The following is a 25,020-nucleotide window of genomic DNA, read 5'->3' as shown; positions in this document are numbered from 1 at the left end:
CAACAATTAGGGTTAATTTCTTAGAATGGTTATCCACAAAGACTTTTAACCCTAATTTAAGCACTAACTTTTATATTAAAGGATTTTTATTTGGAGTTCCCGCTTTCCTAGGGTATTTATTAGGAGTATTTTTTACTTTCCTTATTACTACTACATTATGACTTAAGTCCGTATAAGGAATATGTATATCTACCTTTTCAACTAATTCTCCCCCTAGTATACTTATAGCCTTCTTTCCTTCTTCTAGTTCTTCATTAATAGTTGGTCCCTTTTGACAGATAAAGTATCCTCCCACTTTTACAAAGGGAAGGCAGTATTCACACAACACATTTAATCTTGCCACAGCCCTTGCAACAGCTATATCATACTTTTCTCTATATTCTTTTTTCTTTCCTATATCTTCAGCTCTTCCATGGACAAAGTCCACATTGTCTAAATTATTTTGAGTACAAACTTCCTGTAAAAACTTTATCCTCTTGTTTAAGGAATCTAATAATGTTAATTTAACCTCATCATGATATATTCTAATGGGTATTCCAGGGAATCCTGCTCCTGTTCCCACATCTATCACACTAGAATCTTTCTTTATGTAATCTAGTGACAGGCAAGATAGGGAGTCTAGAAAGTGCTTTATCATCACTTCCCTGTCTTCTGTTATACCTGTAAGATTCATAAACTTATTCCACTCTACTAATATGTCCTTATATTTAATGAGCTTATTTATCCTATTATCATCTATAGAAAGACCTAACTTTTCACAGCCTTCCTTTAATATTTGTTCATTAGTCATCTTTTCCACTTCTCTTTCTCCTTTGTTGCTCTAAGTAAACTAATAGTACAGATATATCTGCTGGAGATACTCCTGAAATACGAGAAGCTTGCCCTACAGATAGGGGTTTAATTTCATCAAGCTTTTGTCTTGCTTCAAGCCTTAACCCTTCTATTTTTAAATAATCTATTTCTTGTCTTAATTTCTTCATTTCAAGTTTCTTAAACTGATCTATCTGTCTTAATTGCTTTTTAATATATCCATCATATTTGATTTGAACTTGGCATTGTTCTATGACAAATCTATCTAGTTCTGGTCTATTTTCATCAGCAAAAGCTATTTCTTTATATGTAACTTGTGGTCTCTTTAAAAGATCATATAAGGACATTCCTTGACTTAAAGGTGCCGTACCTATTGACTCTAAATATTCATTTACTACACTAGGTTTTATCTTAACGTCTTTTAATCTTTCCATTTCAGCATCTATATTCTTCGTTTTTTCTAATAGAGCCTCATATCTTTCTTTAGATGCAAGACCTGCCCTATAACTTTTCTCAGTTAATCTTAAATCTGCGTTATCTTGTCTAAGAACTAATCTATATTCTGCACGAGAGGTCATCATTCGATAAGGTTCATTAGTACCTTTAGTTACTAAATCATCTATTAAAACACCTATATAAGCCTCTGAACGATCTAGTATAAATGGTTCTTTTCCTTGAATCTTTAAAGATGCATTTATACCTGCTATTAGACCTTGTGCTCCAGCTTCTTCATATCCAGAACTTCCATTAAATTGACCAGCAGAAAATAATCCTTCTATTTCCTTAGATTCTAAAGTTAACTTCAATTGAAGAGGATCTATACAGTCATATTCTATTGCATAAGCTGGTCTCATAATTTTAGAATTCTCAAGTCCTGGAATACTTCTATAAAAAGCTAATTGTACATCTTCAGGTAAACTTGTAGACATACCTTGAATATACATTTCATTGGTGTGAAGTCCTTCTGGTTCAACGAATAGTTGATGTCTTTGCTTTTCTGAAAATCTAACTACCTTATCTTCAATAGATGGACAGTATCTTGGTCCAGTTCCCTCTATGTCTCCAGAATACATGGCTGAACGATGAAGGTTATTCTTTATAATCTCATGGGTCTCATTATTCGTATATGTAAGCCAACATGGCACTTGCTTAACACTAAGTTCCTTGTTCATAAAAGAGAAAGGAACTATTTTTTCATCCCCTGGTTGTTCTTCCATTTTACTAAAATCTAATGTTTTACTATCTAATCTAGCAGGAGTTCCCGTTTTAAATCTTCTCATCTTAAGACCGTGATTTTGTAAGCTATCTGTTAGGTCTAAAGAAGCAGATAAACCATTAGGACCACTAGTATAACTCATTTGACCTATGAATATCTTTCCACCTAAATAAGTTCCCGTACATAATATTACAGACTTAGCATTATATACGCCTCCAGTTTTAGTAACTACACCTTTAACCACATTATCTTCAACTAAAAGTTCAATTACTTCTGCCTGTCTAACTTCTAAATTATCTTCTTCCTCTAATACTTTTTTCATTTCCCTATGATAAAGGTTTTTATCAGCTTGAGCTCTTAATGAGTGTACAGCTGGACCCTTTGCCGTATTCAACATTTTACTTTGTATAAAGGACCTATCTATATTAAGTCCCATTTCTCCACCTAGGGCATCTATCTCTTTAACTAAATGGCCTTTTCCCGTTCCTCCTATAGATGGATTACAAGGCATCATAGCTATTGAATCTAAGTTTATAGATAATAATAAAGTAGAGCACCCCATACGTGCTGCTGCCAGTGAAGCCTCACACCCTGCATGTCCAGCTCCAACAACTATTACATCATAATTTCCTGATACGTATCTTTCCACGCTTAATCCTCCCTTTATAGGTTTATGAATTTTTCACGCCTATCTTATTTATATATGTCAATTAAATCTATACACTAACTTGCCTACGAAGGAAAAAAAATTTAATATCTTTTCCTGAAGTAGGCCCAAATAAGCTTACTTTAACACAACAAATCTATAATTATTTTCCTATACAGAATGAGCTAAATATCCTATCTAGCATGTCTTCAGATGTGGTGTCACCTGTTATTTCTCCCAATGATTCCCAACAGTTTTTAATATCAACTTCTACAAAATCTAGGGCAAGACCTGATCTTATGGCCTCTATGCCTTCTTCCATACTAGTTTTACCCACTTCTAAGGCTCTTTTATGTCTTGCATTCGTCACTAAAGAGTCCTCGTGCCTTTGTACTTTACCTTCATATACCATATTAACAATCTTATCTTCAAGTAAATCTAACCCCTTATTTTCCTTCACAGAAATTGGTATAATACTTTTCCCTGGTAATAATTCTTTAAGTTCGTCTAAATCTATTACATTAGGTAAATCCGTTTTATTCATTAATACTATAGTTTCTTTATGTTGTAACTTATCCATTATTTCCTTATCTTCAATGGATAATGTCTCTGATGCATTTAATATAAATATTACTAAATCTGCCTTATTAAAGGATTCTTTACTTCTCTCTACACCTATTTTTTCGACCACATCTTCCGTTTCTCTAATACCAGCCGTATCTGTTATTCTTAAAGGAATTCCCTTAACACTTATGATCTCTTCAATAATATCCCTAGTAGTTCCAGGAACATCTGTAACTATGGCTCTAGATTCCTTAAGTAGAGCATTCATTAAGGATGATTTTCCCACATTTGGTTTCCCAATTATAACTGTATTTAAGCCCTCTTTTAATATTTTTCCAGTGTGGGCCGTATCTAGTAATTTATCTATTTTCTCAAGTATTTTAATAGAATCTTGCTCCAGTTTGTCATATGTAAGTTCCTCTATATCGTCATCAGGAAAATCTATATTAACAGTTATATGAGCTAGTACTTCCAATAAATCATGTCTAATAGCCTTAACTTCATTAGATAGACTTCCTTCTAATTGATTAAGGGCCACATCAAATCCAGTGGATGTTTTTGCTTTTATTATATCCATTACTGCTTCAGCTTGAGAAAGGTCTATTCTGCCATTTAAGAAGGCTCTCTTAGTAAATTCTCCCCTCTCAGCCATGAAAGCTCCTTGTCTTAAAACAAGATCCAATATATTTTTTACAGGAACCATACCACCATGACAGTTTATCTCAACTACATCCTCTGCTGTATATGTATAAGGCCCTTTCATGTAAGTTACTAATACTTCATCTACTATCTTTTGTGTATCAGGATCTATTATCTTTCCATGGGTTATTCTCCTAGGCTCATAGTCCCTTATTGAATTTTTCTTAGTAGGTTTAAATATTTTATCTAAAATATGGATTGATTTCTCTCCACTCAGTCTAACAATTCCAATTCCTGCTTCCCCAGGAGCAGTGGCTATGGCTGCTATAGTATTTTCTGCCATTATATCACCTCTATTTTTTCTTTCCTTGGTTTAGTGTTTAGGGTTAAGAGATTAGATTTATTCTATCTCTAAGTCCTAAACTATAATTTATATTAAAATACGGTCTTTTGTAAAGAGTATTATCCTATTACTTCTTTATATTATTCCATATATGTATTTCATTAATTCTTCACAATAATAAAACCCAGTAAAATATACTGGGTTTTTAGTTAATTTATTTTACTTCAATTACTACTTTTCTAAAAGGCTCTTCACCTTTACTCTTTGTAACCACATGTGGGTGGTTTTGTAAAGCAGCATGAATTATTCTTCTTTCATATGGGTTCATTGGCTCTAAAACCACATCTCTACTAGTAGATTTTGCTTTATATGCCAATTTATTTGCTAATTTTATTAAGGTTTGTTTTCTTTTTCTTCTATAGTTTTCAGTATCTAAAACTACCCTTACATATTCATCTCGTTCTTTATTTACTACTAAACTTACAAGATATTGGATAGCATCTAACGTCTGTCCTCTTTTACCTATTAATACACCCATGTTACTTCCTATAATTTCTAGGTTTAGAGTATTATTTTCTAATTTAGTTCTATATTTTGCTACTATGTTCATTTTTTCTAACATATCTTCTAGAAATTCTGTCGCTTTTTTTTCTGGATTATCTATAACAGTAACTTTTATCTTTGCTGGTCTAGTCCCTATTAATCCGAAAATGCCACGGCTTGGTACTTCTAATACTTCAATATCGACTTCTTCTCTTCCTACGTTTAGCTCTTCAAGGGCATTTTTCACAGCTTCTTCTACAGTTTTTCCTGTCTTTTCTGTGAACTTCATATTAACTCAATTCCTCCTTAGATGTTCCTGGCTTAGGCATCACCATCTGTTGTACCATTTGGAATAGATTACTCACTACCCAATATAGACATAGTCCTGCTGGAAATCCACGTCCCCAAAATAAAATCATAACTGGCATAATCATATTCATAGTCTTCATTGTTTGATTTTCTGCAGCTTGTGAATTTGCTCCCGAACTACTCTTAATTGAAAAATACGTAGTTACAGCTGCTAATATTGGAAGTATCCATAAGTCTGGTTCCTTTAAACTGCTCATCCATAAAAATGGTTCCATACTAGCCGTTAAAATAGCTTCTCCAGCATAAGTTCCTGGCTCTCTTAACACGGCAAACAAACCAAATAATATAGGCATTTGTATTAATAAAGGTAAACATCCTGCAACAGGATTTATTTTATGCTTTTGGTATAACTCCATAGTCTTCTGATTTAATTTTTCTTTATCATTCTTATACTTTTCCTGTATTTTCTTCAACTCTGGTTGAATTTCTGTCATTTTACTAGTACTCTTCAACTGCTTGAACGTCAAAGGTAATAAGAAAAGTTTAACTACTAATGTAAATAATATTATGGCGACTCCATAATTTCCCACTACAGAATATAATACATTAAGTAACATACCTAAGGGCTTAGCTATTGCTGTTATCATGTGTTTACCTCCCACTCAATCTATTTTAAAGGATCATAACCACCTGGATGAAAAGGATGACATTTTAAAATTCTTTTTATAGCCAAATAACTCCCTTTAAATGCACCATACTTTTTTAAAGCTTCTAGGGCATATTGGGAGCAGGTAGGATAAAATCTACAAGATGGTTTTTTCAATGGTGAGATATACCTTCTATATAACTTCACCATGAATATTAGAATTTCCTTCATTATATTCAATATTTTCACCTATTTAAGTAGTTTAGACTTCTTTAAAGCATGTTTCATGGCTTTATCAACATCATTCCCTGAAACATCTACTATATTTTTTCTGGCTATTATTACTATGTCATAACCTTTTTCTAATTGTATTTCAAATTTTCTAAAACTTTCTTTCATCAATCGCCTTGCTCTATTTCTTACTGTACTCTTTCCAACTTTTTTACTTGCGATAAAACCAACTCTATTTACATCTAAGTCGTTTTTCATAAAGAACAACACTAAATACTTATTGGCTAAAGAAGACCCTTTCTTATATATTCTACCGAATACTTTCTTATCTCTTAATCGTAAAGTTTCCTTCATTTATTAGCCTTCTTTCAAAAGATAATTTGAATTTTCCTATAATATATAGAAATTATAGAAAAAGGCCACTAATTATGCGGCCTTATGCAGTCAAACTTTTTCTGCCTCTTCTTCTACGTTTTTTTAATATGTTTCTTCCTGCTGCAGTCTTCATTCTTTTTCTGAATCCATGCTCTTTCTTTCTCTGTCTCTTTTTTGGTTGATAAGTTCTTTTCATTTTAGAACACCCCCTTCTCAATTCACCTATATATATGATACTAACCAAATTTACTTTAAAATTGACATTACTAAATTATTATAACTTCATAAGAATAATCTGTCAAGCTGGATATTTTCTACAGTTATGTGGACAAATTTATCCACCCTAGTTTTTTTGTTGTGGATAAATTCGTGTATATGATTGAAAAGGTCTACTTTATTTGATATCATTAAATAAAAATTGTTAATATGTTAAAAAATCATTTCACATATCAACAGTTATACACACTGTGTGGATAAATCTGTGTATAACTATATGGTTACTTGTAGACAATCAGTAATTACAATACTTATTTCCTGTTAATAATTCTTAAAAGTTATTAATAACATTGTGTACAAGCTTTTTTTTTGGCATTATTTCAACATTTTATCCATAAACTATCCACAAGGTTATTAATTTCCCACTTTTTAAAAATTATACTCACATTTTGTTGTTTTTGAAAAAATTATCCACATTTTCTGTGTATAATTTGTGGATATTCATTAAAAATTTAATTTTTTTATCATATATTTATATTTTTTCCTTAAGGAGGTTATCCTATGAACACTAATTTAAGTGAAATATGGCAAATGGCTTTAAATCTTTTAAAAACAGAACTTACTGAGGTTAGTTACAATACTTGGTTAAAGCCTATAGAACCCATAGCCCTTCACAACGATCGCATAGTTTTAGCTGTAGCTAATGATTTCTCTAAAGGAATTTTAGAGGCAAGATATGCTAGTTTAATTTCAAATGCTTTAAAACAAATTACTTCTAAGGAGTACAACTTAGAATTCACCATACCAGGTAGTGAGTCGTATTTAAAAGCATCTAAATCTACAGAAAAAAAGATAGTACAAGCAGAGCAATTTGACAATTTAAATTTGAATCCTAAATACGTATTCGATACCTTTGTAATCGGTAATAGTAATAGATTTGCTCATGCTGCTTCATTAGCCGTTGCAGAAGCTCCTGCTAAGGCCTACAACCCTCTCTTTTTATATGGTGGTGTTGGACTTGGTAAAACTCACTTGATGCACGCTATTGGTCACTTTATTTTAGGACAAAATCCTAGTTCTAAAGTGGTATACGTTTCTTCTGAGAAATTTACAAATGAACTTATCAATTCCATTAGAGATGATAAGAATGAAGCTTTTAGAAATAAGTATAGAAATATAGATGTACTTTTAATAGATGATATTCAGTTTATAGCTGGTAAAGAACGTACTCAAGAAGAGTTTTTCCATACGTTCAATGCTCTACATGAAGCTAATAAGCAGATTATCATATCTAGTGATAGACCACCAAAGGAAATACCTACCCTAGAGGATCGTCTACGTTCAAGGTTCGAATGGGGTCTTATTACTGATATTCAAGCTCCAGACTTTGAAACTAGAATAGCAATTTTAAGAAAAAAGGCCGAAATAGAAGGTATTAGCGTACCAAATGAAGTTATGCACTATATAGCAAAGAAGATTCAATCTAATATTAGAGAATTAGAAGGGGCACTAATAAGAATTGTAGCCTATTCATCCTTAACAAATAAGGATGTGACTATTGAACTTGCTACAGAAGCTCTAAAGGATATTATTTCGTCTAATAGGCCTAAACAAATAAATATACAACTTATAAAGGAAGTAGTTGCACAGCACTATTCTATAAAATTAGAAGATTTTAGCTCTAAAAGAAGACCTAGATCCATTGCCTATCCTAGACAGATTGCCATGTATTTAAGTAGAGAATTAACAGATCTATCCCTTCCTAAGATTGGTGAAGAATTTGGAGGAAGAGATCATACTACTGTTATACATGCCCATGAAAAAATATCAAAGGATATTGAAAAAGATTCTAATGTTAAAGAAAAAATGGAGGTCATTATAAAGGATATAAAAGAGAAATAATTAATTCACAATTAGGTGTGTATTCTTTCTTAATAAAATGTTAATAACTTATACATCATGGGGTATAGTAGAATATGTGGATAACTATTAGATATATATTAACAAGTTATTATATTGGATAACTGTTAGTATTTTAAAGAAAAAAGCACTTATCCACAAATTCACAGGCCCTACTACTATTACTACTAAAAATTTATATTTATTTATGTTTAAAAGCAAAAGGAGGTTATCCACAAATGAAGTTTATTTGTAGCCAAAAAGTATTAGCTTCTGGAATAGGAACTGTCCAAAAAGCAATTTCATCTAAAAGCAATCTACCTATTTTAAAAGGGATTTTACTTGAAGCATATAATGATAAATTAAAATTAGTTGGAACGGATTTGGAAATAGGAATTGAAAATTATATAGAAGCAGAAATAATAGAAGAAGGTTCTCTTGTATTATCAGCTAGAATTTTAGGAGACATTGTAAGAAAGCTTCCTGATGATAATATAGAAATAGAAGTAAAAGATAATAATAAAACAATTATAAGATGTAAAAACTCAGAGTTTACATTGCTGGGACAAAATCCAGAAGATTTTCCTGATCTACCAGAAGTAGAAGAAGATTATGAATATACTATTTCACAGGACCTATTAAAAAACATGATCAGACAAACAGTATTTGCCACTGCCATAGATGAAACAAGGCCTATTTTAATGGGTGTTCTTATGAAATTAGAACCGGAAACTATAAACATGGTTGCCCTAGACGGATACAGATTGGCTTTAAGGGAGGCTAGCATAAAAAGTGATTTTGAAGGAAAGGCTGTTATTCCAGCAAAAACCTTAAATGAAATAAACCGTTTATTATCAGAAGAAGAAGGTCAAGAGGTTAGAATTTATATCACAGATAAGCACATATTATTTAATATGAATAATACTAAAGTAGTTTCTAGATTATTAGAAGGAGAATTTATTAATTACAAACAAATTATTCCTACAGACTATAAATCTAGACTAAATGTAAATACAAAGGAGTTACTAAATAGTATAGAGCGTGCATCCTTACTTGCAAAAGAGGGAAAAAACAATTTAGTGAAATTCTCCGTAAGAGATGAAGAACTTACTATAACTTCAAACGCAGAAATAGGAAATGTACTAGAAAGTGTAAATATAGATTTAGAGGGAAATGATTTAGATATAGGATTTAATTCAAAATACTTTATAGATGCTTTAAAAATAATAGATAGTGAACAGATTCAATTGGAATTTACAACTAATGTAAGTCCTTGTATTATAAAACCTACAGACAATGAAAACTACACTTACTTAATATTACCAGTTAGAATAGTTGAATAAAATTAAAGGGGCTCTTAAGAGTCCCTTTTAAGAGTTTGGAGTGGGTTTAATTATATTAAATAAATCACATACTAAATTAGGTGATTAATATACAGGAGGAAAAATTATGGATAAAATTAAGATTAACGGAGAATTCATTCAGTTAGATAAATTATTAAAACTTTCAGCAGTGGTTCAAACGGGTGGTCATGCAAAGTTCCTTATAACATCAGGAGAAGTTACTGTTAATGGGGAAGTAGAAACTAGGCGTGGTAAAAAGATATACAAAGGAGATAGAGTTCAAGTTGAAGGCGAGTTAATTGAGGTTATTTAATTTCAAGGGGTGCATCTGGTGTATTTAAAAAGATTAAAGTTGATAAACTTTAGAAATTATAAAGAATTAGAATTGGATTTAAATGAAAAATTAAATATATTTGTAGGAAATAATGCCCAAGGCAAAACTAACATAGTAGAAGCCATATATATGAGTTCACTAGGGAAGTCCTTTAGAACTAGTAAGGATAAGGAACTCATAATGTTTAATAGAAATCAGTCCTACATAAAAGTAGAAGGACAAAAAAAGTATTCCAACGTGGAAGTTGAAATAAAATTAGTAGCTAACAAAAAAAAGCGTATAAAAGTAAATAAATTATCTTTAAGTAAAAATTCTGAGATATTAAATAATATATATGTAGTCATATTTTCTCCAGAAGACTTAAGACTTATAAAAGAAGGCCCATCAGAAAGACGTAAGTTTATGGACAATGAACTCTCTCAAATGAAACCCTATTATTTCCACAATCTAAATAGTTACAACAAAATACTTATACAGAGAAATCATCTATTAAAAAACATGAGGGGAAAAGATAATGAATTCATGTTAGAAGTATGGGATGAAAAATTAATTGATGTGGGTGTTAAGATTATTGAGGAAAGGGCTAGATTTGTAAAGAGAATAACGCCACTTAGTAGGCTTATACATAGGAAGATAACTAACAACAGGGAAAACTTGGAAGTGACTTATCTGAGCAATATAGATTATGTAGAAGATACTAACAAGCTAAAAGATATGTTTAAAAAGCAGTTAAAAGAAGCTCTAAAAATAGATATAAAAAGGGGAACTACTACGGTAGGGCCCCATAGAGATGATTTAGGAGTTTTCATTGATAAGATAGATATAAGAAGCTTTGGATCTCAGGGACAACAAAGAACTTGTGCATTATCATTAAAGTTAGCTGAAATTGAACTTGTAAAGGGAGAAACGGGAGAATATCCCGTATTGCTATTAGATGATGTCATGTCAGAACTAGATATTAATAGACAAAACTTTTTAATAAAGGCATTAAAAGACGTCCAATTATTTATTACTACTACGGAGATAAATAATTTAGAAGAGTTGAATATGGATGAAGCTTTTATTTTTCATGTTGAAAATGCTCAAGTGAATAGGAGTAGATGATCAAATATAAACTATCCATTTTAAATCTTTTGTATATAAGTTAATAAAGGGTTATAATAGAAGGTGGATGATTTTTCGAGGAGTGATTTTTATGTTCCTTCATTTGGGGAGAGATGTGGTAGTTCCAAGAAAGAATATTATTTCTATATTGGATTATGAAACCTTTAAGAAGTCTAAAACAGGAAGAGAGTTTTTAAAGGTTATAGAAGAAGAAGAATTTGTACGTAAAATATCCGATGACAAAATAAAATCCTGTGTTATAACAGAAAAGGTAGAAATAAATAAAAAGCGAAAAGTTATAAAAACTGTAGTTTACTATTCTCCCATATCATCTGTAACTCTTCAAAAAAGAGCCAATAACGTGGAAGATATATATATAGATGAAAAATAAGGTTGAGAAAGTTATGAGTAAATAGTTAGATAGGGAACCCTATAAAATAAATGTGAAATATGAGCTTTAATTTAAGGATTTATAGCTATATAAGATACAGGGGGTAAAGAAATGTCAGAAAAAGTGAACAAAGAATATGGTGCCGAACAGATACAGGTCCTAGAAGGTCTTGAACCCGTAAGAAAAAGACCTGGTATGTATATTGGTTCCACAGGACCTAAGGGTTTACATCACTTAGTATATGAAATTGTAGATAACAGTGTAGATGAAGCCCTTGCTGGATATTGTACTGAAATACGAATAACTATAGGTAAAGATAACTCCATAAAAGTAGTTGATAATGGTCGTGGTATGCCTGTAGATATACATCCTAAAATGGGAAAACCAGCAGTAGAAGTTATACATACTGTACTTCATGCAGGAGGTAAATTTGGTGGAGGCGGATACAAAGTATCTGGAGGTCTTCATGGTGTTGGTGCTTCTGTAGTTAATGCCTTGTCAACATGGATGGAAGTAAGGATCAGAAGAAACGGAAACCTATATTATCAAAGATACGAAAGAGGGAACACAATGACTTCACTAGAGGTAATAGGTGAAGCAACAGATACGGGTTCAGAAACAATATTCTTACCAGATCCACAAATATTTGATGAAACTGTATTTGATTTTAGTGTACTTGAGCATAGATTTAGAGAAATGGCATTCTTAAACAAGGGAATTAAAATAGTTCTTAGGGACGAAAGAGAAGAAGAGCCAGTAGAAGTAACTTTCCACTATGAAGGTGGTATAAAGGAATTTGTAAAGCACTTAAATAGAAACAAAACTCCTATTCAAAAAAATATTGTATATTTTGAAGGAGAAAAGGATACGAGTTCAGCAGAAATAGCATTCCAATATACGGATAGATATACAGAAAACATATTTTCATTTGCCAATAATATAAATACTCATGAAGGTGGAAGCCACTTAGTTGGCTTTAAATCTGCATTAACTCGTGTAGTGAATGACTATGCAAGAAAAGCTAATATACTTAAAGAGAAGGACGACAATCTAACAGGAGAAGATATAAGAGAAGGTATAACTTGTATTATTTCTGTTAAATTAGTAGAGCCTCAATTCGAAGGTCAAACTAAAACTAAACTTGGAAATAGTGAAGTAAGGGGTATTGTAGAAGGTATTGCAAATGAAGCATTACAAAACTTCTTAAATGAGAATCCTCAAGAAGCTAAAATAATAGTGGATAAATGTATAAGATCTGCTCGAGCTAGAGAGGCCGCTAGAAAGGCCAGAGAGCTTACTAGGCGAAAGGGAGCACTAGATGGACTATCACTACCAGGAAAGCTTGCTGATTGCTCTGAGAAGGATCCTAGCCTTTGTGAGGTGTTCCTAGTAGAGGGTGACTCTGCCGGAGGATCTGCAAAGCAAGGTAGAGATAGAAGAACTCAGGCTATTTTACCACTTAGAGGTAAAATATTAAATGTTGAAAAGGCAAGACTTGATAAAATATTAAATTACAATGAAATAAGAGCTATGATAACTGCATTTGGATGCGGTATTGGAGAAGAGTTTAATTTAGAAAAACTAAGATATCATAAAATAGTTATAATGACAGATGCCGATGTGGATGGTGCTCACATTAGAACACTTCTTCTTACGTTCTTCTATAGATACATGAAACCACTTGTAGATTATGGCCATATATATATAGCTCAACCACCACTTTATAAAGTGAAAAAGGGTAGAGCTGAACATTATGTATATTCTGATAAGGAATTAGAAAACTTATTAAGTGAGATAGGTAGAAATGGAATCAGCCTTCAAAGATATAAGGGTCTTGGTGAAATGAATCCAGAGCAGCTTTGGGATACTACTATGGACGCTTCTAAGCGTACATTGATACAAGTAACTATAGACGATGCAGCAGCTGCTGATGAAATATTTACTACTCTTATGGGTGATAAAGTAAAGCCACGTAGAGAGTTCATAGAATCAAATGCAAGATACGTAGCTAATCTAGATGTATAATTTGTCTAAGGGGGCAAAAGAATGATAGAAGATCAAACTAAAATTATTCAGGTGGACATAGAACAGGAAATGAAAAAATCCTACATAGATTATGCCATGAGTGTAATTGTAGGAAGAGCTCTACCTGATGTTAGGGATGGACTAAAACCTGTTCACAGAAGAATTCTATACGCAATGAATGAACTGGGTCTAAGCCCAGAGAAACCACATAGAAAATCAGCACGTATCGTTGGAGACGTACTTGGTAAGTACCACCCACACGGTGACACGTCTGTATACGATGCAATGGTAAGAATGGCACAGGATTTCTCTATAAGATATCTATTAGTAAATGGCCATGGAAACTTCGGTTCTGTAGATGGTGACGGTGCAGCTGCAATGCGTTATACGGAAGCAAAAATGCAAAAGCTAGCTGTAGAAATGTTAAGAGATATTGAAAAGGAAACTGTAGACTTCGCACCAAACTTTGATGAAACATTAAAAGAACCTAAAGTACTTCCAAGTAGATTCCCTAATCTATTGGTAAATGGTTCTAATGGTATAGCCGTTGGTATGGCCACATCTATTCCACCACACAACTTAGGTGAAGTAATAGATGCTACAGTTAAACTAATAGATGATAAAGAAGCTACAGTAGAAGATTTAATACAAATAGTAAAAGGTCCAGACTTCCCAACAGGGGCTACCATAATGGGAAAAGAATCTATAAAAGATGCTTATAGAACTGGTCAAGGAAAAGTTACTGTAAGAGCCAATGTGGAAATTGAAGATATGGGTAAGGGAAAGAGTAGAATAATTGCTACAGAAATTCCATACCAGGTAAATAAGGCTAGGCTTATAGAAAAGATAGCAGATCTTGTTAGAGATAAAAAGATTGAAGGTATATCTGATTTAAGAGATGAATCGGATAGAAATGGTATGCGTATAGTTGTAGAATTAAAGAGAGATGTTAATGCTAACATAGTTCTTAATAAACTTTATAAGCATACGCAACTTCAAGATACATTCAGTATTATAATGATTGCCTTAGTTAATGGGCAACCAAAGATTCTTAACTTATATGAATTAGTAAGACATTACCTTGAACATCAAAAGGATGTAGTTACTAGAAGAACTCAATATGATTTAAGAAAAGCAGAGGATAGAGCTCACATATTAGAAGGTTTAAAAATAGCCCTTGATAATATTGATGAAGTGATTTCTTTAATTAGAAGTTCTGCCAACGTTAACGAAGCAAGAGAAGGACTTATGAGTAGGTTTGGGCTTACAGAAGTTCAAGCTAAGGCCATACTAGATATGAGACTTCAAAAGTTAACTGGTTTAGAACGTGGAAAAATAGAAGAAGAGTATGAAGAATTAATTAAGTTAATAAACAAATTTAGAGAAATATTAGCTAATGAACATCTTCTTTTAAACATAATTAGAGAAGAGATTCTAGAAATAAAAGAAAAATATAATGACCCTAGAAGAACGGCTATATCCTTCTCTGAAGATGAAATTGATATAGAAGACTTAATTGATGAGGAAGATGTGGCAATAACATTAACTCATCTAGGATACATTAAGAGAATTCCAGCTGATACTTATAAGAGTCAAAGAAGAGGCGGTAAAGGAATTACAGGTCTTACTACTAGGGAAGAAGACTTTGTTGAGAGATTATTCATAACGTCTACTCATAATTATCTGTTGTTCTTCACTAATAGGGGAAGAGTATATAGACTTAAGGCTTATGAAATTCCTGAGGCTAAAAGACAGGCTAAGGGTACAGCTATAGTAAATCTACTTCAGCTAAACCCAAGTGAAAAGATAACGGCTGTAATTCCAGTTAAGAAATTTGAGAAAGAAAAGTACTTAATAGCTGTAACTAGAAACGGTATTATTAAGAAAACTGACTTAACTCAATTTGATACTTCTAGAAAATCAGGCCTTATAGCTATTAGTTTAAGAGATGATGATGAGCTAATAAGTGTAAAGCAAACTAATGGTGACGATGAAGTAATAATCGTTTCTCAAAGTGGTAAATCCATAAGATTTAGCGAAAAGGATGTTCGTGATATGGGTAGAGCTGCCATGGGAGTTAAAGCTATGAGTTTAGATTCTGATGATATAGTAGTTGCTATGGAATTAATAGAAGAGGGTGCAGACCTACTAGTAGTAAGCCAGTTTGGTTTTGGTAAAAGAACTGACTTAAGTGAGTATAAGAGCCAAAACAGAGGTGGAAAAGGCCTACTTACTTATAATGTTAAGGACAAAACTGGACATTTAGTAGGAGCAAAGGTAGTAACTGACACTGATGAGATTATGCTTATAAATACAAATGGTGTAGTAATCAGACTTGAATCTAAGGATGTTTCAATTATGGGTAGACATACTCAAGGAGTAACCTTAATGAGAGTTGATGAAGGTGATAGTATAGTATCCATAGCTAAAGTGGCAAACGAAATAGAAGAAGTAATTGAAGAATAGATAATAAAATGCAGTTTCAAAACTGCATTTTATTTTTTTATATATTGCACAGGAAGACTTTTTTATGTTTAAATATAAATTATGAGGGTAAAAATCAAAAGAAAGGAGAAACTAATATGTCGCTAGATATTAGTTATAAAAATGCCGGTGAAGAGTGGATAGTATATTTAAGTGGTGAGATAGACATATACACTGCTAATAAGTTTAAAGAAACTCTTCATGAACTTAGTAATCAAAGAATAAAAGATATAAAATTAGAATGTACGAACTTAACTTATATGGACAGTACGGGATTTGGTGTCTTAATTGGAGCTTTAAAGAAGCTAAAGGCACAAAATAAGAATATAATAATAGAAAATCCAGGGACTAATATATTAAAATTATTAAAAATAACTGGATTAGATAAAGTTTTTGTAATTAAGTAAAACATAAAAAGAAGGTGGATTAGAGTTATGAGTGATGTTTTTACTATTTCTGTACCAAGCAAAGCTGAGTATGTGAATGTAGTAAGATTAACTACATCTGCTGTAGCAAGCAGAATGGGATTTAATATTGAGGAGATAGAAGATATAAAAGTAGCGGTAGCCGAAGCTTGCACTAATGCAATTAAATATGGAAAGTATAGTTGTAATGAAAAAGATTTAGAGAATTTTAATATAAAATATTGTGTCGAATATGATAAAATGATAGTAGAAATACAAGATAATGGGAAAGGTTTCTGTACTGAAGACATAGAGGAACCTGATTTAACTAGTCCTAAAGAAGGAGGGTTAGGAATATTTATAATAAGATCTCTAATGGATGAGGTTGATATTATATCAGCTCCAGAAAAAGGGACTATTATTAAAATGATTAAATATTTAGGGGATGATATTTAATGGAAAATTTACTAAACGGAAAAAAATATTCTAAAGAATCCCTAACAGACTTAAACTCCAAGGAACTTTTCGCTATTTATAGTGAGAATAAAGATAGGACTATAAGAAATGAACTAGTGAATAGATACTTATATATAGCGGAAATCTTATCTAAAAAGTATATCAACAAAGGAATAGACTATGAAGATATATTTCAAATAGCATCCCTAGGACTTATATATGCCATAGAACGATTTGATGTGTCAAAGGGCTTTGAATTTTCAAGTTTTGCCACACCAACAATAATTGGAGAAATAAAAAAATACTTTAGAGATAAAGGTTGGGCTATAAGAGTTCCGAGAAGGATTCAAGAATTGTCTAAGAAAGTGAACAATGCTAAAGTTGTACTTCATCAAACTCTACAAAGAGTACCTAAAGTTTCTGATATAGCCGAATATTTAGAATGTACAGAAGAAGAAGTATTAGAAGCGATGGAAGCTAGTCAAGTGTATACTCCAAAGTCTTTAGAATTAAGTTATGACAATAATGGGGAAGATAAAGACGTTACTTTAATGGATTTAATAGGAGAAGAAGATAAGGATTTTGCAAGTTTAGAAAATAAAGATTTTTTAGTAAAATGCTTAGAGAAGCTAAATCATATGGAAAAACAAATAATAAAAGCTAGGTTTTTTAACAATGAAACCCAATCTCAAGTTGCTAAGAAATTTGAAGTATCACAAATGACCATATCTAGAATGGAAAAGAAGATTATTAAAAAACTTCAAAATGACATGCAAAGTTTATCATAGATAAAGGTTAACTCAATGGAGTTGACCTTTTGTTTTTTGTAAAAAAATTATATAATTATGTAAAAAAAGGATAAAGGAGTAATATTATGTTTACGTGGAAAGAGGAATATAGTTGTAATATAAAATCCATTGATGATCAACATAAGGAACTTTTAAAAATTGGATCTAGTCTTTATGAGATGGTCAGGCTTAAAAAGCACGAGGATAATTATGATGAATTAGTACAAATATTAAATGAATTAAAGGACTATACCCTATATCATTTTCAAGCGGAAGAAAAACTTATGGAAGAATATGGGTATGAAGAATTGTTTTTACATAAATTTGAACACAAATCCTTCTTAAAGAAATTGGAAGGATTAGAATTAGACGAGTTAGATGAAAAGCAATTTGATATGACTATGGATTTAATAGTATTTGTAGCTAATTGGATAGAACAGCACATATTAAAATCTGATTTGAAATATAAAGAATTTTTCAACTCAAAGGGTATTTCATAAAAAATGCATACTATGTATGCTTCGCTATGGAACCCTATGGTTCCCTTCGACGCAACTAAAGTTGCTAAGCACCCTCCTTTAAAGAGGCAGGGGAATTCTTCCCCTACAACCCCTTAATTTTTTATCTACAGATTTTTAGGGATTATAATTGGTTTAGGGATAAAAAATTGGGTATTAATGGACATAGGTTAATGTTAATGATTAAAAACTATATTTAAAGGGGAATGTACATATGTTTGAATGGAAAGATGAATATAGCCGTAATATAAAGGAAATAGATGATCAACATAAGAATCTTTTAAAGATAGGAAGTAAGTTACACGAAATACTTAAATTGAAAAAGCATGAAGATAATTATGATGAAATAATGGAAATACTACATGAACTAAGAGATTATACTAGATATCACTTTGATTGTGAAGAAAAGTTATTAGAAGAGCATGGATATGAGGATATATACTTGCATAAATTTCAGCATAAATTTTTCTTAAAGAAATTAGAGAATTTAGAATTAGAGGATGTGGATGAAAATCAAATTTCTGTAATTATGGGATTATTAGTATTTGTGTCAGATTGGATAGTAGAACACATATTAAAAACTGATGGAGAGTATGTGGAATATTTAAATTCAAAGGGCGTATATTAAAGGACGGTTATTTTATAACCGTCCTCATTTATTTATATTTATAAAGTTACAAATCCCATATTCTTTTTAACCCTATCCATAGTAGCCGATGCTACTTCACGAGCTCTATCAGCTCCAGTTTTAAGTACTTCTAATAATTCTGGTGAATCTATAATTTTATTATATTTATCTTGAATTTCAGCTAATGAATCATTAACTACAACTACTAACTCTTTCTTGAAAGTACCGTATCCAAGACCTTCGTACTTCTTTTCTAAATCTTTTATAGAAAGGCCTGAAAAAGCACTATATATAGTAAGTAAGTTACTTACTCCAGCTTTATTTTCTGGATCAAATCTCACTTCCATATCAGAATCTGTAGTAGATCTCATTAAAGATTTTTTAACTTTGTTTGGTGGATCTAGTAGGCAAATTCTACTGTGTTCATTAGGATTACTCTTACTCATTTTAGAAGTAGGCTCATCTAGTGACATGATTCTAGCTCCTACCTTTTGCTCTTTATATTCTGGAACTACAAAAGTCTTTCCAAATCTATTATTAAATCTCATGGCTAAATCACGAGTTAATTCTAAATGTTGCTTTTGGTCATTTCCAACGGGCACGTAGTTTGTATCATATAATAAAATATCTGCAGCCATTAGGGTTGGATATGTGAAAAGTCCAGTTGGAGCAGATTCTTGACCCCTACTTTTATCTTTAAATTGAGTCATTCTACTTAATTCTCCTGTAGAAGACATACATTGTAAAAACCATCCAAGTTCAGCATGTTCCTTTACTGATGACTGAAGGAATATGGTACATTTACTAGGGTCTAACCCTACAGCCATGTACATGGCTGCCACACTTAAACTATTTTTATGAAGCTCCTTTGGATCCTGTGGAAGTGTTATGGAGTGTAGATCCACTACACAGTAAAAAGCATCATTATCTTCTTGATATGTAACGAATTGCTTTATGGCTCCTAAATAATTTCCTATAGTTATATTTCCAGTAGGCTGAACGCCTGAAAATACTCTTTTCATTAAAAAAACCTCCTATAAAACATATATGCTAACTTTAATAATATAATTATTTTTCATAAAACACAAGGCTATAGAGAAACAACTTTCAAACTAAAGGTATGTGAACCTAATTCGTCTCAATAAGTTCAAAATTTTTTCAAAGGAAGTCACTATCAGACTAGAGAGTTTGAATCTAATACTTAAGGTAGAAGGTTCATAATTGTTTACAGCATAGGATGTTCTGATGTTCCGCCTTTTCAAAAATTATTAAACTTATTTCAACTTGCAGGTATGCAGTGTTTATATGTTTTGTCCCTAAACCCTAATATCTGAACATTGTTAATGTAAATCCTATAACGAAGGTATAAGATTCATAATTATTTTAAGCAGGACATATATAATAATTAAGAAATTTTCATAAATTTAAACAAATACACAAAAGACTTCCAGAACGGAAGTCTTTATTTTGAATTAGGGGGATAATACATATGACTTTTCAGATTTTTATGCAACATTTATCTAATGGAATTTCCTTGGGAAGTTTATACGCCCTTATAGCCATAGGATATACTATGGTTTACGGCATATTAAGACTCATAAACTTTGCCCATGGAGAAATATTTATGATAGGGGTATATATGGCATTTTATTTGATCACATTAGTGGCAGTTCCTTGGTATTTAGCATTTATTATAGCAATACTAGGTACTTGTCTATTTGGTATTTTAGTTGAAAAAGCAGCCTATAAACCACTTAGGAATTCACCTCGAATATCTGTTATGATATCGGCCATAGGAGCTTCTTTTTTACTTCAAAACTTAGGCATAGTTGTATTTGGAGGAAGACCTAAATCTTTTCCTGAAATACCTATGTTCAATAAAATACTAAATATAGGAGGAATATCCATTGTAAGTATTACTTTCTATATACCTATAATAACTATAATTTTACTGTTAATTTTAAATTATGTAATAAATAACACTAAAACAGGTATGGCCATGAGGGCCTTATCTAAAGATTATGAAGCCGCAAGACTCATGGCTATAGATGTGGATAAGATAATATCCATAACATTTGGTCTAGGTTCTTTATTAGCGGCAGTAGGAGGTATAATGTGGGGCGTAAAATTCACCTCATTAATTCCTGTTATGGGCCTTATGCCAGGACTTAAGTGTTTTATAGCTGCTGTGGTAGGAGGTATAGGAAACATAAGGGGGGCTGTAATTGGTGGATTTATTCTAGGATTGGGAGAAATACTTATAGTAGCATTTTTACCAGCTCTTACAGGTTATAGGGATGCCTTTGCATTCATATTATTGATTTTCATATTATTAGTTAAGCCTACAGGATTGATGGGTGAAAAATTAACAGAGAAGGTGTAGATATTATGAAAAATAAAAGGATATTATTAAATATATTAAGTTTAATATTGGTTTTAGGTCTATTGTTTTTAATGGACAGGAATTTTGACTCTTATAAAATAAGAATATTGAACTTGTGTGGAATATATATAGTATTGGCCTTAAGCATGAATTTGATAAATGGATTTACAGGTCTTTTCACATTAGGTCATGCTGGTTTTATGGCCATAGGAGCTTATACTACTGCACTAGTTACTATGGATAAAGCTACTAAGGAAATGAATTTTTTCTTAAAGCCCATAGTACCTTTTTTAAGGGATGTGGAAATGAGCTTTTTACCAGCTTTATTAATAGGGGGGCTAATGTCTGCTTTAGTAGCCATTATAATAGGAACTCCAGTACTTAAGCTAAGGGACGATTACTTGGCCATAGCCACATTAGGATTCAGTGAAATTATTAGAGTAATATTTACTAATATACAAAGTATTACTAATGGTGCCTTAGGTCTTAAGGGAATTCCAAACTACACAAATGTATGGTGGAGTTGGGGATGGGCCATAGTAACCATAATATTTATGATATACCTAGTAAAGGGCAGTTATGGTAGGGCATTTAAGGCCATAAGGGAAGATGAAATAGCAGCGGAGGCCATGGGAATTAACTTGTTTAAACACAAATTAATATCCTTTATTATAGGTGCTTTTTTTGCAGGAGTTGGAGGTGGACTCCTTGGAAATCTATTAGGAACTATAGATCCTCTCATGTTTAGATTCGTATTAACCTTTAATATTGTACTTATAGTTGTATTAGGGGGAATAGGAAGTATTACGGGTAGTGTATTATCAGCAATTATAGTAACCATACTCATGGAAGCCTTGAGAATATTAGATGGGGATATAATTATTGGAAATTATAAGATAATAGGGATTCCAGGCATGCGTATGGTTGTATTTTCCTTAATGCTTATGGGAGTAATTTTATTTTATCAAAAGGGAATTATGGGAACTAATGAATTTAGCTGGGATTGGTTTAGTTTTAAGAAGAAATCTAAGGGAGATGTGAATTCTTAATGGGTATACTAAATGTGGATAATATAACTATGAAGTTTGGAGGCCTAGTGGCCGTATCTGAGTTTAATATGGAGCTCAAAGAGGGAGAAATCGTAGGGCTAATAGGACCTAATGGAGCTGGAAAAACTACTGCATTTAATATGATTACAGGAGTTTATAAGCCTACTATAGGAAATATATATTTAGAGAAGGACAATAAAAATATAAATATTACATCATTAAAGCCTGATGAAATAACTAGACTTGGTGTGGCTAGAACCTTTCAAAATATAAGATTGTTCAAGGAGTTAACAGTTCTTGAAAATGTACTAATAGGAAACCATTTGAGATTAAAATCTAATTGGGCAGAGTCAGTAGTTGGACCCCTATTAAAGGACACATTTAATATAGATAGTAAGTACACAAAAGAAGAAAAACACATGTATGAAAAATCAATAGAATTATTAAAGGAAGTGAATTTATATGATGTAATAGATGAAAAGGCTTATTCACTTCCCTATGGAAAACAAAGGCGATTAGAAATAGCTAGAGCCTTAGCAACAGAGCCTAAAATACTATTATTAGATGAACCCGCAGCAGGTATGAATCCAAATGAATCATTAGAACTTATGGACTTTATAAGTGAAATAAGGGATAAATTTAATTCAACCATATTTATGATAGAACATCATATGCAAGTGGTCATGGGAATCTGTGAAAGAATATTTGTACTAGACCATGGCATAACCATAGCCCAGGGAACCCCTAGTGAAATTCAAAATAATAACAAAGTCATAGAAGCTTATTTGGGGGTGGAATAATATGTTGAGAATAGAAAATCTAGATGTACATTATGGAGGTATTCATGCCTTAAGAGGTATAAATGTTCATGTACCTAAAGGAAAAATAGTTACTTTAATAGGAGCTAATGGAGCTGGTAAAAGTTCTACTTTAAGAAGTATCATGGGAATTGTAAAGAAAACTAGTGGAAAAATAATTTATGAAGATAAGGATTTGAAAAATTATAAGACAAAGGATATGGTAAAGGGCGGAATAGTATTAGTTCCTGAAGGAAGAAGGGTATTTCCTAATCTCACAGTAAAGGAAAATCTCATATTAGGAGCATACATAAGGAAAGATAAAGTTAAAATAGAAAAGGATATGAATTGGATATATGAATTATTTCCAAGGCTAAAGGAGAGACTGTGGCAAAAGGCAGGGACCTTATCTGGTGGAGAACAACAAATGCTAGCAGTAGGTAGGGGTCTTATGAGTAATCCTAAATTACTCATGATGGATGAGCCATCCCTCGGTTTAGCGCCCATGTTAGTTAAGGAGATATTTAATATAATAAGAGAAATTCATGAAAAGGGTGTAACCATATTACTTATAGAACAAAATGCAAAGGCTGCCTTAGAAATTGCAGACTATGGGTATGTATTAGAGACGGGGAATATAGTTTTAGAAGGGAAAGGACATGAACTATTGGTTAATGATGATGTGAAGAAGGCTTATTTAGGAGAGGCAAAGTAATATATTTATCTATAATTAATAATTATGTATAATATTATCTAAGAAGATTTAGCATAAAGGATGGTTGGTAGTGAGCCATCCTTTAAATAAATTTCCTACAGGGGGATATATGCATAATTTAGATGAATTAAAAGAGATGGTAGAGAAATGTTATAAGTGCAGATTAGGAGATACTAGAAATAATCTAGTTTTTGGACAAGGAAATGAAAATGCAGATATAATGTTTATTGGTGAAGGGCCAGGTTATCACGAGGATATGAAGGGATTGGCTTTTGTAGGACCAGCTGGGCAATTGTTGACTAAGGCTTTAGAAGGAATCAACTTGACTCGGGATCAAGTATATATAGGAAATATAGTTAAATGCAGATCTCCTAATAATAGGAATCCTAAAGATGATGAAATGGAAGCTTGTATTCAATACTTAAGATGGCAAGTAAAGATTATTAAGCCTAAAATAATAGTTTGTTTAGGTTCCATATCTTCTAAGAATATAATAGATAAAAATTTGCGAATAACAAAAGAAAGGGAAAAATGGGTATATAAAAAGGGCATATGGATAATGCCAACCTATCACCCTTCAGCTGTACTTAGAGATGAAAAGAAAAAAAGACCATTTTGGATGGACTTTAAAAATATAAGAGAAAAGTATGAAGAAATAAGTTAGAAGCCTTTACGGCTTCTTTCTTTTTATGTATTCATTAAATGCCCCATAGATTTCATCTGCTTCTTTTAATTCCTGTAGGAAAATGTTTAATCTTTCTTGATTGTCCTGGATGTCATATTGTAAGTGGTTTATTTCATCTTGATTCAATGTATTTTCTATGGTGTTTTTAAGTTTTTCTATTCTTTCACGTGAACTGATTACTTTCTTAGTTACACTACTAAGGTTTTCTCTGAGAATATCATCTGTGGAGTCAATACCTCTTTCGTCTATCATCCCTTGGATTTGCTTATGATAATTATTCATGATAATCACTCCTATATATATAAAATACCACTTTTTTTCTTATTTAAACATAAAACACCTAATAATATTATAAAGAACATATGTTTTAAAATAAAGTATTGACTATTATGTGGAAAAATGCTATACCTATGTAAAATATTAAAATTTGAGAATATTAATAGATAAGTGGTGGTTATTATATAAAAAACGAATTTATC

27 protein-coding genes are annotated in these 25,020 nt (G+C 31.8%); 17 read left to right on the top strand and 10 right to left on the bottom strand.

The annotated features are described in order from the left end of the window. Window positions 1-70: 70 nt before the first annotated feature. The 8 genes from rsmG to rpmH all read right to left on the bottom strand — a co-directional run bounded on the left by rsmG (window position 71) and on the right by rpmH (window position 6,518). A complete protein-coding gene (gene rsmG / locus CCE28_RS15135; RefSeq protein WP_095134626.1) occupies window positions 71-790 on the bottom strand; it encodes a 16S rRNA (guanine(527)-N(7))-methyltransferase RsmG in 720 nt (239 codons plus the stop codon). Further along, entirely contained in the window at window positions 783-2,675 is a 1,893-nt protein-coding gene (gene mnmG, locus CCE28_RS15130; protein ID WP_095134568.1) for a tRNA uridine-5-carboxymethylaminomethyl(34) synthesis enzyme MnmG, read from the bottom strand. Before mnmG ends, rsmG begins: the two co-directional genes overlap by 8 nt. A gap of 160 nt (window positions 2,676-2,835) precedes the next feature. Next, entirely contained in the window at window positions 2,836-4,221 is a 1,386-nt protein-coding gene (gene mnmE, locus CCE28_RS15125; RefSeq protein WP_095134567.1) for a tRNA uridine-5-carboxymethylaminomethyl(34) synthesis GTPase MnmE, read from the bottom strand. A gap of 211 nt (window positions 4,222-4,432) precedes the next feature. Then, entirely contained in the window at window positions 4,433-5,050 is a 618-nt protein-coding gene (jag, locus tag CCE28_RS15120) for an RNA-binding cell elongation regulator Jag/EloR (protein ID WP_095134566.1), read from the bottom strand. A gap of 1 nt (window position 5,051) precedes the next feature. Next, window positions 5,052-5,717 carry a YidC/Oxa1 family membrane protein insertase gene (locus CCE28_RS15115; RefSeq protein ID WP_242972991.1) on the bottom strand — a complete coding sequence of 222 codons (666 nt, stop codon included), beginning with the start codon at window positions 5,715-5,717 and terminating at the stop codon, window positions 5,052-5,054. Between the two features lie 20 nt (window positions 5,718-5,737). Beyond that, a complete protein-coding gene (yidD, locus tag CCE28_RS15110) occupies window positions 5,738-5,947 on the bottom strand; it encodes a membrane protein insertion efficiency factor YidD (RefSeq protein WP_095134624.1) in 210 nt (69 codons plus the stop codon). Between the two features lie 18 nt (window positions 5,948-5,965). Then, entirely contained in the window at window positions 5,966-6,301 is a 336-nt protein-coding gene (gene rnpA / locus CCE28_RS15105; protein ID WP_095134565.1) for a ribonuclease P protein component, read from the bottom strand. 82 nt (window positions 6,302-6,383) lie between these two features. Next, complete coding sequence (gene rpmH, locus CCE28_RS15100; protein WP_095134564.1) at window positions 6,384-6,518, bottom strand: 50S ribosomal protein L34; 135 nt, start codon at window positions 6,516-6,518, stop codon at window positions 6,384-6,386. A gap of 581 nt (window positions 6,519-7,099) precedes the next feature. Here rpmH and dnaA point away from each other — a divergent pair. The 12 genes from dnaA (at window position 7,100) to CCE28_RS15040 (ending at window position 18,912) form a co-directional block, all read left to right on the top strand. Then, entirely contained in the window at window positions 7,100-8,440 is a 1,341-nt protein-coding gene (gene dnaA / locus CCE28_RS15095) for a chromosomal replication initiator protein DnaA (RefSeq protein ID WP_095134563.1), read from the top strand. 236 nt (window positions 8,441-8,676) lie between these two features. Continuing rightward, complete coding sequence (gene dnaN / locus CCE28_RS15090) at window positions 8,677-9,780, top strand: DNA polymerase III subunit beta (protein WP_095134562.1); 1,104 nt, start codon at window positions 8,677-8,679, stop codon at window positions 9,778-9,780. A gap of 106 nt (window positions 9,781-9,886) precedes the next feature. Then, complete coding sequence (gene yaaA, locus CCE28_RS15085; protein WP_095134561.1) at window positions 9,887-10,093, top strand: S4 domain-containing protein YaaA; 207 nt, start codon at window positions 9,887-9,889, stop codon at window positions 10,091-10,093. A gap of 18 nt (window positions 10,094-10,111) precedes the next feature. Beyond that, entirely contained in the window at window positions 10,112-11,218 is a 1,107-nt protein-coding gene (gene recF / locus CCE28_RS15080) for a DNA replication/repair protein RecF (protein WP_095134560.1), read from the top strand. A 91-nt stretch (window positions 11,219-11,309) separates the two neighbouring features. Then, complete coding sequence (gene remB, locus CCE28_RS15075) at window positions 11,310-11,609, top strand: extracellular matrix regulator RemB (RefSeq protein WP_095134559.1); 300 nt, start codon at window positions 11,310-11,312, stop codon at window positions 11,607-11,609. A 111-nt stretch (window positions 11,610-11,720) separates the two neighbouring features. After that, on the top strand, window positions 11,721-13,634 hold the full coding sequence (gene gyrB, locus CCE28_RS15070; protein WP_095134558.1) for a DNA topoisomerase (ATP-hydrolyzing) subunit B: 1,914 nt from the start codon (window positions 11,721-11,723) through the stop codon (window positions 13,632-13,634). Between the two features lie 24 nt (window positions 13,635-13,658). Continuing rightward, window positions 13,659-16,100, top strand: coding sequence for a DNA gyrase subunit A (gene gyrA, locus CCE28_RS15065; protein WP_278277569.1), 2,442 nt, complete (start codon window positions 13,659-13,661; stop codon window positions 16,098-16,100). 116 nt (window positions 16,101-16,216) lie between these two features. Then, window positions 16,217-16,525 carry an STAS domain-containing protein gene (locus CCE28_RS15060; RefSeq protein WP_095134556.1) on the top strand — a complete coding sequence of 103 codons (309 nt, stop codon included), beginning with the start codon at window positions 16,217-16,219 and terminating at the stop codon, window positions 16,523-16,525. Between the two features lie 27 nt (window positions 16,526-16,552). Then, window positions 16,553-16,978, top strand: a complete 426-nt coding sequence (locus CCE28_RS15055) for an ATP-binding protein (protein WP_095134555.1) — start codon at window positions 16,553-16,555, stop codon at window positions 16,976-16,978. After that, window positions 16,978-17,766, top strand: a complete 789-nt coding sequence (locus CCE28_RS15050) for a SigB/SigF/SigG family RNA polymerase sigma factor (protein ID WP_095134554.1) — start codon at window positions 16,978-16,980, stop codon at window positions 17,764-17,766. The genes CCE28_RS15055 and CCE28_RS15050 overlap by 1 nt, the downstream gene beginning before the upstream one ends. An 86-nt stretch (window positions 17,767-17,852) precedes the next feature. After that, complete coding sequence (locus tag CCE28_RS15045) at window positions 17,853-18,266, top strand: bacteriohemerythrin (protein WP_095134553.1); 414 nt, start codon at window positions 17,853-17,855, stop codon at window positions 18,264-18,266. 232 nt (window positions 18,267-18,498) lie between these two features. Further along, a complete protein-coding gene (locus CCE28_RS15040; protein ID WP_095134552.1) occupies window positions 18,499-18,912 on the top strand; it encodes a bacteriohemerythrin in 414 nt (137 codons plus the stop codon). Between the two features lie 38 nt (window positions 18,913-18,950). Here CCE28_RS15040 and trpS read toward each other — a convergent pair whose 3' ends face one another. Continuing rightward, the gene (gene trpS, locus CCE28_RS15035; RefSeq protein WP_095134551.1) at window positions 18,951-19,934 is read right to left on the bottom strand and encodes a tryptophan--tRNA ligase; all 984 of its coding nucleotides are present in this window, start codon (window positions 19,932-19,934) and stop codon (window positions 18,951-18,953) included. Window positions 19,935-20,401: 467 nt separating this feature from the next. Between trpS and CCE28_RS15030 the strand changes: the two genes are divergently transcribed. From CCE28_RS15030 to CCE28_RS15010, 5 genes are all read left to right on the top strand, one after another. After that, window positions 20,402-21,295, top strand: coding sequence for a branched-chain amino acid ABC transporter permease (locus CCE28_RS15030; protein WP_095134550.1), 894 nt, complete (start codon window positions 20,402-20,404; stop codon window positions 21,293-21,295). Between the two features lie 5 nt (window positions 21,296-21,300). Beyond that, complete coding sequence (locus tag CCE28_RS15025) at window positions 21,301-22,344, top strand: branched-chain amino acid ABC transporter permease (RefSeq protein WP_095134549.1); 1,044 nt, start codon at window positions 21,301-21,303, stop codon at window positions 22,342-22,344. Further along, window positions 22,344-23,144 (top strand): ABC transporter ATP-binding protein, encoded by an 801-nt coding sequence (locus CCE28_RS15020; protein ID WP_095134548.1) that lies wholly within the window; start codon window positions 22,344-22,346, stop codon window positions 23,142-23,144. The genes CCE28_RS15025 and CCE28_RS15020 overlap by 1 nt, the downstream gene beginning before the upstream one ends. A gap of 1 nt (window position 23,145) precedes the next feature. Beyond that, window positions 23,146-23,856: an ABC transporter ATP-binding protein gene (locus CCE28_RS15015; RefSeq protein ID WP_095134547.1), complete on the top strand. Its 711-nt coding sequence runs from the start codon at window positions 23,146-23,148 to the stop codon at window positions 23,854-23,856. Between the two features lie 109 nt (window positions 23,857-23,965). After that, window positions 23,966-24,520 (top strand): uracil-DNA glycosylase, encoded by a 555-nt coding sequence (locus CCE28_RS15010; protein ID WP_095134623.1) that lies wholly within the window; start codon window positions 23,966-23,968, stop codon window positions 24,518-24,520. A gap of 6 nt (window positions 24,521-24,526) precedes the next feature. Here CCE28_RS15010 and CCE28_RS15005 read toward each other — a convergent pair whose 3' ends face one another. Continuing rightward, complete coding sequence (locus CCE28_RS15005) at window positions 24,527-24,823, bottom strand: hypothetical protein (protein WP_095134546.1); 297 nt, start codon at window positions 24,821-24,823, stop codon at window positions 24,527-24,529. Between the last annotated feature and the right edge of the window lie 197 nt (window positions 24,824-25,020).

The organism is Anaeromicrobium sediminis, from assembly GCF_002270055.1.
Taxonomy (GTDB): domain Bacteria; phylum Bacillota; class Clostridia; order Peptostreptococcales; family Thermotaleaceae; genus Anaeromicrobium; species Anaeromicrobium sediminis.
Note: the sequence above shows the minus strand (reverse complement) of the source record. Positions and strands in the feature narration are given on the sequence as shown.

Coding starts and splice junctions, on each gene's coding strand:
- rsmG (WP_095134626.1), bottom strand. CDS start 790: ATGACTAATGAACAAATATTAAAGGAAGGCTGTGAAAAGTTAGGTCTT.
- jag (WP_095134566.1), bottom strand. CDS start 5,050: ATGAAGTTCACAGAAAAGACAGGAAAAACTGTAGAAGAAGCTGTGAAA.
- CCE28_RS15115 (WP_242972991.1), bottom strand. CDS start 5,717: ATGATAACAGCAATAGCTAAGCCCTTAGGTATGTTACTTAATGTATTA.
- yidD (WP_095134624.1), bottom strand. CDS start 5,947: ATGAAGGAAATTCTAATATTCATGGTGAAGTTATATAGAAGGTATATC.
- rnpA (WP_095134565.1), bottom strand. CDS start 6,301: ATGAAGGAAACTTTACGATTAAGAGATAAGAAAGTATTCGGTAGAATA.
- rpmH (WP_095134564.1), bottom strand. CDS start 6,518: ATGAAAAGAACTTATCAACCAAAAAAGAGACAGAGAAAGAAAGAGCAT.
- dnaA (WP_095134563.1), top strand. CDS start 7,100: ATGAACACTAATTTAAGTGAAATATGGCAAATGGCTTTAAATCTTTTA.
- dnaN (WP_095134562.1), top strand. CDS start 8,677: ATGAAGTTTATTTGTAGCCAAAAAGTATTAGCTTCTGGAATAGGAACT.
- yaaA (WP_095134561.1), top strand. CDS start 9,887: ATGGATAAAATTAAGATTAACGGAGAATTCATTCAGTTAGATAAATTA.
- remB (WP_095134559.1), top strand. CDS start 11,310: ATGTTCCTTCATTTGGGGAGAGATGTGGTAGTTCCAAGAAAGAATATT.
- gyrB (WP_095134558.1), top strand. CDS start 11,721: ATGTCAGAAAAAGTGAACAAAGAATATGGTGCCGAACAGATACAGGTC.
- CCE28_RS15060 (WP_095134556.1), top strand. CDS start 16,217: ATGTCGCTAGATATTAGTTATAAAAATGCCGGTGAAGAGTGGATAGTA.
- CCE28_RS15055 (WP_095134555.1), top strand. CDS start 16,553: ATGAGTGATGTTTTTACTATTTCTGTACCAAGCAAAGCTGAGTATGTG.
- CCE28_RS15050 (WP_095134554.1), top strand. CDS start 16,978: ATGGAAAATTTACTAAACGGAAAAAAATATTCTAAAGAATCCCTAACA.
- CCE28_RS15045 (WP_095134553.1), top strand. CDS start 17,853: ATGTTTACGTGGAAAGAGGAATATAGTTGTAATATAAAATCCATTGAT.
- CCE28_RS15040 (WP_095134552.1), top strand. CDS start 18,499: ATGTTTGAATGGAAAGATGAATATAGCCGTAATATAAAGGAAATAGAT.
- trpS (WP_095134551.1), bottom strand. CDS start 19,934: ATGAAAAGAGTATTTTCAGGCGTTCAGCCTACTGGAAATATAACTATA.
- CCE28_RS15030 (WP_095134550.1), top strand. CDS start 20,402: ATGACTTTTCAGATTTTTATGCAACATTTATCTAATGGAATTTCCTTG.
- CCE28_RS15025 (WP_095134549.1), top strand. CDS start 21,301: ATGAAAAATAAAAGGATATTATTAAATATATTAAGTTTAATATTGGTT.
- CCE28_RS15020 (WP_095134548.1), top strand. CDS start 22,344: ATGGGTATACTAAATGTGGATAATATAACTATGAAGTTTGGAGGCCTA.
- CCE28_RS15015 (WP_095134547.1), top strand. CDS start 23,146: ATGTTGAGAATAGAAAATCTAGATGTACATTATGGAGGTATTCATGCC.
- CCE28_RS15010 (WP_095134623.1), top strand. CDS start 23,966: ATGCATAATTTAGATGAATTAAAAGAGATGGTAGAGAAATGTTATAAG.
- CCE28_RS15005 (WP_095134546.1), bottom strand. CDS start 24,823: ATGAATAATTATCATAAGCAAATCCAAGGGATGATAGACGAAAGAGGT.